We start from the raw sequence: 9672 nt of genomic DNA on the forward strand, positions 1-9672 counted from the left end.
TACAGCATGGTGTGATGAAAGAAATAAAAAAGAGAGCAAAATTTATTGGAATTTTACTAAAGAAAAAGCCGATAAAAAATTATCAAAATATTATATCTAAAACTATTAGAATTAAATTGTCATGACACTAGTTTGTTCAATCATAGCTCAAGATCATTGATCTCTATTAATTTCCTAATTTTTATAAACACATACTTATTTTTAATAGGATGTTATCATATATTATTACATTATTAGATAGTAATAATTAATAATTTATAAATCTATCTATTTTGTTAAAATGTCATATTTAATGGTTTATTTGTTATTATATGAAACAAATATGAGAATAAAGGAGAAAAACGATTATATGTAATGATTTTGATATATATCTAAAATTTACATAAATATTTATTAAACCTTTTTTAATTATTTTTCTATGGGTTTATTAAATTTATATAGATATATTTAATAATTATGAACTATCAAATTATTAAATAATAATATATTGTTTAATAAAATAATATAAAATTTATACATTATCATGTAAATAATAATCTTATTAATGTAATCTTATTTATTTAATTATATTATCATAATCTTATCAATATTTTTAATTAAAATATAAATTAACAGTGATTTCCTGAAAATAAGGAAATTAGTGTTTCAGAGGCAATTATAATGTTATCTAAGAAAATACCTATAGATGAAGCTGAAAAGAAAGGGAAAAACACAACAATTTATGGTAGTAGATATTTTTCTCAAAGTGTACCTAAATTTGAAATTCCAGAGAAAGGAATGCCTTCTCAAGCGGCTTATAGACTAATTCATGATGAAATGAATTTAGATGGAAATCCTAACTTAAACTTAGCGAGTTTTGTTACTACATGGATGGAAGAAGAAGCAGATAAGTTAATCTCTGAGAATAATGGTAAAAATTTTGTTGATAATGATGAATATCCTCAAAGTGAAATAATCCAAAAGCGTACTGTAAATATGATTGCAAGACTATTTAATGTGCCTGAGAATTACAGTTTCATTGGAACCAGTACAATTGGCTCATCAGAAGCCATAATGTTAGGACTTTTAGCACATAAATGGACATGGCGAAAGAAAAATGAAGAAAAAGGAATAGATATCAAAAATAAAACACCAAACATTGTTATGGGTGCTGATGTTCATGTAGTATGGGAAAAATTTGCTAAATACTTCGATACAGAACTTCGAATGATTCCAATGGAAGAAAATAGCTATGTTTTGACTGCAGATAAAGTTAAAGAACATGTTGATGAAAATACAATAGCTATTGGTGTTGTTCTTGGAACAACTTTTACTGGTCAGATAGATGAAATAGAAAAAATAAATGATTTACTTATTGAAATAAAAGAAGATAAAGGTTGGGACATCCCAATTCATGTTGATGCTGCAAGTGGAGGATTCGTAGTTCCATTTACATCTCCTGATTTTAAATGGGACTTTAGATTAGAACATGTTCGGTCGATTAATACATCAGGACATAAATATGGATTAGTTTATCCTGGAATTGGTTGGCTTATTTTTAAAGATAAAAAATACTTACCTGATGATCTTATTTTTCATGTAAATTATCTTGGAGGAATTATTCCGACTTTCAATCTTAATTTTTCAAAAGGAAGTAGTATGATAATAGCACAATACTATAATCTCCTTCATTTAGGTTTTGAAGGATATTCTGCTATAATGGAAAATTTAATGGAAACCACAAGGTATCTTGCAAAAAATCTCAACAAAACAAATGTTTTTGAATTATTAGACACAGAACTTAATTTGCCGATAATAGCTATTAAACTAAAGGAAGAATTTAAAAATAAGTTCACAGTTTTTGATATTTCAAGAAGACTTAGAGAAAAAGGATGGATAATACCTGCATATAGTCTACCGAGCAATGTAGAAGACACTGCAGTTTTAAGAATTGTGATAAAAGAGAATTTCAGCCGAGACATGGCAGAAATGTTAATTAAACATCTTCATGATCTTTTTAAAGAGTATAATCTTGGATTTAAAGAAAAAAATAATAAAAATAAACATTCAGTTGTAAATATTTTCTAATAATTACTATTTGCACTGTTTGCAGCTAAAAATTGTACTATTAATGACTTGATGTTTTTAATGAATATTGATGTGTTATAGAGGCAGAATATAATCAAAAAATATAATAGTCTGTTAGTTTCAATATAACCTACTCAAATATTAAACTATTAATTATTATCTAAAAACATCCTGAGGAAGAATTCAAATTAAATATTTAAAAAAAATAAGGTCATAACACTTTAGATAAAAGATTTTATACTTGAAATGATTAGTATAAGTTCATTAAAGAAAATTATTTATATATGTTTAAATATAGATAATATTTAATGTTTCTTTAAACAAAATATCATTATTAAAACAATCATGCTAAAAGCTTTAAGTAAAGTTGGCTTCGAATTTTAAAAAAATAATATTTAGGTGATAATATGGGAGAAAAATTAAATATAACTCCATTATTAAAAGCATATAAATCATTTATCACTGCATTAGATTATGCTGAGGAAATTGAATCAGAAAACACAGAATTTCGATATTATACTGAAGAAATGGTGAAATCAGCAGTTATTCAACATTTTGAATATACTTATGAACTTACATGGAAGATGATGAAAAAATTTTTAAAAGTAGATATTGGAGATAGGGCAGATACATTATCTCGACCAGAATTGTTTAGAATAATTGGTGAAAAGCAATTAATAACAGATTTCAGTGCTTGGAACAAATATAATAAAGCAAGAAATAAAACTTCATATACATACAATGAAGATATTGCAGAAGAAGTTTATAATACAGCTAAAAATTTTAAAAATGATTTAAAAGAATTTATCACTGCATTAAAAGAAAGAACAAATATTGTCACATATTAGAAATTAATATTAAATGTTCTAATGGAGAAAATAAATGCTTAAAATTTCAAAAGAAGAAATGAAAATTGTTTTAGACATAATAAAAAGAAATGCTAAGGACTGTGAAGTTTCAGTTTTTGGATCAAGGCTAAAAGGAACAGAAAAAGTTTTTGCAGATTTAGATCTTGCTTTTAAGTGTAAATGTAGATTAGGATTAGATAGAATTATCCAATTAGAAATAGAATTTGAAGAATCAGCACTACCTTACAGAGTAGATATTGTAGATTATAACAAAACATCAAAAGAATTCCAAAAAATAATTGATAAAAATAATAAGAAGATATATGGTTGAGCTAATTGAATTGTGTCTTAAAAATTCTTAATATTACTTTAAGAACTTATGATGAGATTTCCAAAATTTTTTCATTTTTTTTAAATTGAAGATTTAAAAATTAGATAAAGATTTTTTGTATTGTTTTATTTTTTGTGAAATTAATGTTTTATTTAGCTATTTTCTTTTCGTTCATTAATTATTTTTAAAAAATCATGATAATCTTCAAGTTCTTTAATTTCCCAGGATTTTACAACGGGAATGCCATCAACGGCTTCTTTAGTTTTAATATTATTAATCATAAAGAATGATTCAGATGACGTAATAAGTGAAAGATCCTTTAAACTAATAGCTATTTTTTGTAAAGACCTTGAAGATCTTTTTTCTTCTAAATTAGCTATAAATGAAGTGTTTGCATTGTTTGCATTGTCGATCTTAGCTATTGTATCAAATGGAGTTTTTTTAGTTGAAACTACGCCAAAACCAAGATTAGTTAAGTCTTTTGTTTTATCATCTTCTTCATTTAAATCTTTTTCAATATTGTTGGAATTAAGATTACTAGACTTAGTGTTGATGTTACTAGAATTTATATTATTAGAATTAATATTATTGTTGATATGATTATTAGAATTAATATTATTGTTGATATGATTATTAGAATTAATATTATTGTTGATATGATTATTAGAATTAATATTATTGTTGATATGATTATTAGAATTAATGTTAGTGCTGAGATTAGTAGTATTAATATTATGATTTATCTTTAGAATATCAATATCTAAGGTTATTTTTATGTTTAATATTTCTTCTAATGCCATTGCAGTTTCTGTGCTTGCTCTAGCTATTCCATTCTCATATTTATATATTGTTTCTCTTGTAACATGGGCAAGATCAGCTAAATCCTTTAAAGATAATGAGTAATCTTGCCGATATTCTTTTAAAAGGTCACCATTGATATGTACATAATATCCTCCATGATCTGCTAATATTTCAGGGCAATCACCATAAATAATCATGTTTTTCAGTGTTTCAACACCAATAGCTGGTATTCCATGTCTTTCATAAACAACATCTTCTTCTAATTTAGTATTCCTTGACTTACTACCTACAATTAGTGGAGATGCATGAAAAGCTGATGAAATTTTCTTAATTTCATTTGCATGGGATTCATAAATAGTATCAATATTAACTAATGCCTTAAGTAAAATAAGAAGGAGTTTTCTCTTTGCAAACATGTCAAAACAACTTTGACTGTAAATATTTGAGGTTTCAAAACCTTCTTCAGTTAATAATTGGTTTATTTCACTTATTATTTGATTTCTACTTTTGAAATCCATTTAAAAAACCTCTACAGAAGTTTAATGGAAAAATAGCTATTAAAAGCAATATCTTAAAAATTTATTAAAAATTTATTAAAGATTATATGAATTATTTATATTATTTACTATTAATAAATATTTCTTAAATTATTATTCTCATGAAATACCTCAAAAACAATTATCTTCATAAATTTCTAATTATTCATACATTCATGATTAAATAGTGATTTATCCTTTACATATTCTTTTTTTTTCCTAAGTTATTTTTAGATAGCTTATTAATACTACCTACAATCCTAAAACCATGTAGTTTAGAATATTTAGCAGTATTTTTATATAAAACATTTTTATTTCCAATTAATTTTATTCCATGTTTGTTTTTATTGATATTGTTTTTAGATAAGGTATTTCCATATCCTACTACTAAAATACCATTGAGTTTATTGGCATTTGCAATATTATTTTTTAGTTTGTTTTGACTGCCTGTTACTGTAATACCATTTTTCTTGTTTTTAATTACTTTGTTTTTATTTATGGTATTGTTTCTTCCTGTGACACTGATTCCGTAGTTTTTAGATTTGATGTTGTTTTTTCCAGTTTATTTTTGTAACCATTGGTTTTAATACCTATTTTGGCTTTTTTGATTGTGTTTTTAGTTATTTGGTTTGTATCTCCTTTTAAGTAAATGCCCCATTTGTTGGTTTTAATTTCATTAGTTTTAATTTCATTACCATTACCTATGCCTTGAATACCGTTTTTAGAAATTATATTATTCTTATTAACAATATTATAGTATCCTTGAATTCTTAATCCCAGTTTTGAATTACCAAAAATTTTGTTATAATTAATTAGATTATTAGAACCTTTAATAAATATTGAGTTGAATTTTGAATTTTTTATTGTGTTAGATGAAATGTAATTTTCATCAGAATAGACAAAAAGACCTTTATATACATAGATTAATTTATTTGAAATAACTTCATTGTAATTATCATATAAACTAATACCATACCTTTTGACATTAGATATTTTGTTTTTATTAACTGTGTTGTCTTGACCTATAACTGATATACCGTCTTTTTGCATTTTAGAAATTGTGTTGTTGTAAGCCTTGTTTTTATCTCCCCAAAGATCAATTCCTTCAGTACTATTCCTCAGATAATTATTTTTCACGATGTTTGAATCACCTTCAATATTAATAGTAATTTTACTATTTTTAATAGTGTTATTAAATATTAAGTTGTTATCAGATGAATGTGATGCGATTCCATCTCCTTTAATATTATTTAAACTATTAGAACTGATATTAATCTTTTTAGAGTCTGATAAGTCAAGACCATAATGAGTAATATTGTTTATTAGGTTGTTTTTAATGTTTGCATTTTTAGATCCTGATAATGAAATACCATAACTATTGTTTTCAAGTGTATTTCCCAATATATTGAATTTTTGAGAATCATAGATATCAACAACTAATTTATTAATTTTTAACAAATTAGAACTCATGTTAGTGTTGTTTGTTGTCTCTAAACTAATAGCAGTATCAATGCTACCTTCGAATGTGTTATTTTTAATAATGGTGTTATTAGAATCTTTTAGTTCAAGACCTATTTTATTAGATTTTAAAATATTTGACTTAAATAAGATATTTGTTACATATTGTAGAGACATGGCATTGAGTTTTGTGTTTGTCACTGTATTAGACGCGATAACTAAATTTTTAATCGAATTTAATGAAATACCATCTTCTCTATTATTATCTAAAGTATTTTCAGTGATTTTAACATTATTCGAATCTGTAGTTTCAATACCTCCATTATTATTATTTAAAATATTACCTGTAATGTTTAGATCTTGAATAAAAGAAGTTAAGATACCCTGAAGTATATTTTTACTTAAAATATTATTTTGAATTGATGTTTTATTAGATTCCTCTAGATCAATACCATCATTTCCATTGTATGAGATAGTATTGGTGCTAATATTAATATTTTCACAATAGCTTAAGTACAATGCATTATTAGTACTGTTATTAATAAGATTATTGTTTATTTTAATATTAACAATGTTTGAACCTTCGATCCCATTATATTCACTATTTTTAATAGTACTGCCTGAAATTTCTAAGTTATTAATGTCCTCTAAGAAAATACCAGTATTCCTATTATTGGCTAGAGTATTATTTAGAATATCAATATTGTTTGAAGAGCTGATACTTATTCCTGCATCACCGCTGTTCTCAATATTATTACGGTAGACATTGGTGTTATTGGTATTATCTGCATTAATACCTTTATTTTCAGTATTTTTTAAGTTATTATCTGAAAAAACAAGTTCATGAGAATTTTCAGCTGTGATTCCGTCGTTTCCACTATTAGATATATTGTTAGATTTAACAGTTCCAGAGTAAATTTTACTTAAATGGATCCCATCACCCTTGTTTTTCTCGAGTACATTGTTATTTACTCCAATGCCCTTAGATGAGGAGATGTCAATTCCATCAGATCCTCCATTTTTAATATTATTTTCGTTAGCATTGAAAATAGTAACATCAGATGCAGAAATACCATTGCCTTCATTACCATCAATAGTGTTATTATTTACATTAGTAATATAAGAGGAATCAACACTGATACCATCATATCTATTGTTTTTAATAGTATTATTATTAATATTTCCATTATTTGACTGACTAAGTGTAACACCTGTTCCATCATTGCCCTCAATAATGTTATTAGTTATATTATTTTTAGTAGAATTATCAATAGTTATGCCCTCACCATTATTGTTTTTAATAGTATTATTATTAATATTTCCATTATTTGATTGAGCTATTACAATACCATTTCCATTATTATCTGTTATATTATTACCTGTAATATTATAGTTAGTGAATATAAAACCATATTCATCAAATATAACAGTGGAACTCTTTAATGATTCTCCATAAATAGCATCATTTTCATTATGAGATATATTGTTGTTTTTAATGTTTAAAACATCAATATTATCCAGTAAAGCACCATAACCTCCAGTGTTATTAATAGAGTTACTAATTAAATTAAACTTTTTACTATCTACAATGTTTACTCCATTATTTTCAATGTTTTTAATGATATTATTTAATATACTTACATTATCAGAATTTATAATCTCAATTCCAGTAGAAAGATTATTAAAAGTATTATTATATATTTTTAAGTTATTTACACTATTTGCAGAAATTCCAGTATCATATCCATTAAATGTAAAACCAGTTATATTAATATTATCTGCCATCAAATTAAAGGCACAATCAGCAAAATCATTACTAAGATTAAGAACAACACCAACAGCACCACTAATATTAATACTTCTATCAATATCAAGCACTATATCATTATAAATACCACCAACAGTATTTTTAAAATATAAATCTGTCATATCCAATTTTTCACTAATTAAAACATTAATACTATCACTATCATATGTTTCATCAATATCATACGTCACAGCATAAACTGAGGACGAAAATATCAATGAAAAGAATCCTAATAAGCAAATAAATGAAAAAATCCTATTATATTTAATAATAAAAACCTCCATTAACTCTAAATTATCAAATCATGAAAAACACAACTTTGAATATATTATCTAAAATTAATAGAAATTAATATGTCTATTAAAGATAATCTTCATAGATATTGACTACTTTTTGTACTGAATTTGGAGCATTGTTATTATTGTATAAAATCACTGGTTTGTTGTATCAAGTTTAATTAAGTGATCAAAGATGAAAAATTATCAGATATTTGTATGTCAAAAAATACAAGCATTATAATAAAAATAATGCAGTATTATAATATTTTATCAAACCTATCTAACATAGTTACTATGCATAGTTTAGCATATCATAATATAAATACCTTATTCTCTGATTAAATAGCTAAAATGTAATATATAATACTAAATACTCACAGATGTACTTAAAAAATAAAATAGTGCGTATAAACAAAATAAAGTTAAGAAAATAACAAAATAAGAATCAATATTAGAATGTTTAATAAAAAATATTAATAGATTTAATAAAATTAGGGACATGTAAGAAAATATTATAATTAGAGGATTTGAGGCAATTCTATATTTCAGATAAATCCTTTAAAGATAATGAATAATCTTGGTGATATTCTTTTAAAAGGTCACTATTGATATGTATATAATATCTTCTATGATTTGATAATATTTCAGGGCTATCACCGTAAATAATCATGTTTTTCAGTGTTTCAACACCAATAGCTAGTATTCAATGTCTTTCATAAACAACATTCTATTCTAATTTAGTATTCCTTAACTTAGAAATTATTTTAATTAGAAAATAAATTAGAAAATAAATTAGAAAATAAAATAGAAAATAATAATTATTAGTTTGATAAAAAATAATATTAGTCTGATAAAAATTAATAATTAAAAATTCTAAAGATAGTGAATTATTGTGAGTATATTTAATTAGGAGAGAGTTATGTTAACTAATTTAAAGATCGAAAATTTTAAAACTTTTAAAAATATTGATATTAATTTAAAAAATTTTAACCTGCTAATTGGATCAAATGCTTCTGGAAAATCTAATTTTGTGAGTATTTTTAGGTTTTTAAATGATATTGCTAATGTGGGATTAAATGATGCCATTTCTAATCAAGGTGGAATTAAGTATTTAAAAAATCTTATTAATGAAAACAATACTCCTTTAAAAATAGAAACTAAGGCAGAAGAAAAGTTTGGTTTTCCAGTAATAGAAAAGGAAATTCATTATTTTATTGAAATTTTTGATATTGATTATAAATTAAGCATAGATTTTATAGAAAATTCTGGATTTCAAGTTAATCATGAATGTGTTAAACTCAATGGCAGTATAGATGAATTAGATGTTAAAAAAATCAAGCCTGATCAGAGTAATGTGAATAAATGTAAATTAGGAAAGGAAAAAAATATTACTGAGGATTCGCATTTAATGTTTCTTTATTTGTTCTATTTTATTGATTTTTTCTTTATTTTTTGTGTTTTTATGTGAGTTTTTTTTAATATTTTGTTGGTTTTGTTGAATTGTTTTTAGTTGTTCTTATTGTTTTTGGTTTGTTTAATTTTATGT

7 protein-coding genes and 1 pseudogene are annotated in these 9672 nt (G+C 24.1%); 4 read left to right on the plus strand and 4 right to left on the minus strand.

Annotated features, from left to right (window positions below):
- Positions 1–660 precede the first annotated feature (660 nt).
- From MBFIL_RS09895 to MBFIL_RS09905, 3 genes are all read left to right on the plus strand, one after another.
- Positions 661–2067 (plus strand): glutamate decarboxylase, encoded by a 1407-nt coding sequence (locus tag MBFIL_RS09895; RefSeq protein WP_066974046.1) that lies wholly within the window; start codon positions 661–663, stop codon positions 2065–2067.
- A gap of 407 nt (positions 2068–2474) precedes the next feature.
- Positions 2475–2915, plus strand: coding sequence for an HI0074 family nucleotidyltransferase substrate-binding subunit (locus MBFIL_RS09900; protein WP_066974048.1), 441 nt, complete (start codon positions 2475–2477; stop codon positions 2913–2915).
- Positions 2916–2949: 34 nt separating this feature from the next.
- The gene (locus MBFIL_RS09905) at positions 2950–3246 is read left to right on the plus strand and encodes a nucleotidyltransferase family protein (protein ID WP_066974049.1); all 297 of its coding nucleotides are present in this window, start codon (positions 2950–2952) and stop codon (positions 3244–3246) included.
- Positions 3247–3959: 713 nt separating this feature from the next.
- Here the strand turns inward: MBFIL_RS09905 and MBFIL_RS11200 are convergent.
- From MBFIL_RS11200 to MBFIL_RS11160, 4 genes and pseudogenes are all read right to left on the minus strand, one after another.
- Positions 3960–4565, minus strand: a pseudogene (locus tag MBFIL_RS11200) (helix-turn-helix domain-containing protein); the annotation flags it as partial.
- Positions 4566–4782: 217 nt separating this feature from the next.
- The gene (locus MBFIL_RS11280; RefSeq protein WP_157078754.1) at positions 4783–5130 is read right to left on the minus strand and encodes a right-handed parallel beta-helix repeat-containing protein; all 348 of its coding nucleotides are present in this window, start codon (positions 5128–5130) and stop codon (positions 4783–4785) included.
- The gene (locus MBFIL_RS09915; protein ID WP_169805527.1) at positions 5079–8039 is read right to left on the minus strand and encodes a right-handed parallel beta-helix repeat-containing protein; all 2961 of its coding nucleotides are present in this window, start codon (positions 8037–8039) and stop codon (positions 5079–5081) included. Before MBFIL_RS09915 ends, MBFIL_RS11280 begins: the two co-directional genes overlap by 52 nt.
- A gap of 625 nt (positions 8040–8664) precedes the next feature.
- Positions 8665–8796, minus strand: coding sequence for a hypothetical protein (locus tag MBFIL_RS11160; RefSeq protein ID WP_281192585.1), 132 nt, complete (start codon positions 8794–8796; stop codon positions 8665–8667).
- 249 nt (positions 8797–9045) lie between these two features.
- Here MBFIL_RS11160 and MBFIL_RS09920 point away from each other — a divergent pair, with 249 nt between their 5' ends.
- Positions 9046–9594: an AAA family ATPase gene (locus tag MBFIL_RS09920; protein WP_066974055.1), complete on the plus strand. Its 549-nt coding sequence runs from the start codon at positions 9046–9048 to the stop codon at positions 9592–9594.
- Positions 9595–9672: the final 78 nt, after the last annotated feature.

It is taken from the genome of Methanobrevibacter filiformis (assembly GCF_001639265.1).
Lineage (GTDB): Archaea > Methanobacteriota > Methanobacteria > Methanobacteriales > Methanobacteriaceae > Methanacia > Methanacia filiformis.

Excerpts from the sequence above, each read along its gene's own strand:
- MBFIL_RS09895 (WP_066974046.1), top strand. The coding sequence starts at position 661 with ATGTTATCTAAGAAAATACCTATAGATGAAGCTGAAAAGAAAGGGAAA.
- MBFIL_RS09900 (WP_066974048.1), top strand. The coding sequence starts at position 2,475 with ATGGGAGAAAAATTAAATATAACTCCATTATTAAAAGCATATAAATCA.
- MBFIL_RS09905 (WP_066974049.1), top strand. The coding sequence starts at position 2,950 with ATGCTTAAAATTTCAAAAGAAGAAATGAAAATTGTTTTAGACATAATA.
- MBFIL_RS11160 (WP_281192585.1), bottom strand. The coding sequence starts at position 8,796 with ATGATTATTTACGGTGATAGCCCTGAAATATTATCAAATCATAGAAGA.
- MBFIL_RS09920 (WP_066974055.1), top strand. The coding sequence starts at position 9,046 with ATGTTAACTAATTTAAAGATCGAAAATTTTAAAACTTTTAAAAATATT.